Here is an 866-nt window from a genome sequence, read left to right on the forward strand (position 1 = left end):
GAGCCAGCCGCCGAAGGTGGGGTAGATGATTGGGGTGAAGTCGTAACAAGGTAGCCGTATCGGAAGGTGCGGCTGGATCACCTCCTTTCTATGGAGAATCGTTTCCTGCAACGGAAACATTCAAATAAGATCTTCGGATCACAAACATTCATTCACTCGTTTTCAGTTTTGAAAGGTCAAGCATCTTTCAATCGTTTGGTGACGATGGCGAAAGGGAACCACGCGTACCCATCCCGAACACGACCGTTAAGCCTTTCAGCGCCGATGGTACTTGGACCGCAGGGTCCTGGGAGAGTAGGACGTTGCCAAGCGAACCCACTTATGGGTTTTTATTTTCCCAAAAATGACAGATTTGAGGGCCCTTAGCTCAGCTGGTTAGAGCGCACCCCTGATAAGGGTGAGGTCGGTGGTTCGAGTCCACTAGGGCCCACCAATAGAATATTCCCATGGGGCCATAGCTCAGCTGGGAGAGCGCCTGCCTTGCACGCAGGAGGTCAACGGTTCGATCCCGTTTGGCTCCACCAAAAACATCTCTTCTATAGTGAAATAGATGGTAAAAATAAATCTTGATTACGAAGAAGATGATGTGATAAGATACTTGTTGCCGCTAAAAACGGCATGCGAGATTTGTTCCTTGAAAACTAGATAGCGAAACGAAGAAGTAAAGCATAGAACATTCTTAAAACGTTTTTATGTTTCATAAAGACGGTCTAAGTTAGTTGATCCGTAAGAAGACTTTGGTCTAATTACAATAAGATAAGCTAATAAGGGCGCACGGAGGATGCCTAGGCGCTAGGAGCCGATGAAGGACGTGGCGAACGACGAAATGCCTCGGGGAGCTGTAAGCAAGCTTTGATCCGGGGATG

General features: G+C 47.8%; 2 tRNA genes and 3 rRNA genes. All 5 read left to right on the top strand.

The window, feature by feature from the left end:
• Positions 1-88: ribosomal RNA gene (locus tag NV379_RS25980) — 16S ribosomal RNA — on the top strand; the annotation flags it as partial.
• A gap of 106 nt (positions 89-194) precedes the next feature.
• Positions 195-311: ribosomal RNA gene (gene rrf / locus NV379_RS25985) — 5S ribosomal RNA — on the top strand.
• 45 nt (positions 312-356) lie between these two features.
• Positions 357-433: transfer RNA gene (locus tag NV379_RS25990), tRNA-Ile, on the top strand.
• 15 nt (positions 434-448) lie between these two features.
• Positions 449-524 (top strand) — tRNA-Ala (locus NV379_RS25995).
• 230 nt (positions 525-754) lie between these two features.
• Positions 755-866: ribosomal RNA gene (locus NV379_RS26000) — 23S ribosomal RNA — on the top strand; the annotation flags it as partial.

The sequence above is a fragment of the Paenibacillus radicibacter genome (assembly GCF_024721995.1).
Classification (GTDB): Bacteria; Bacillota; Bacilli; order Paenibacillales; family NBRC-103111; genus Paenibacillus_AM; species Paenibacillus_AM radicibacter.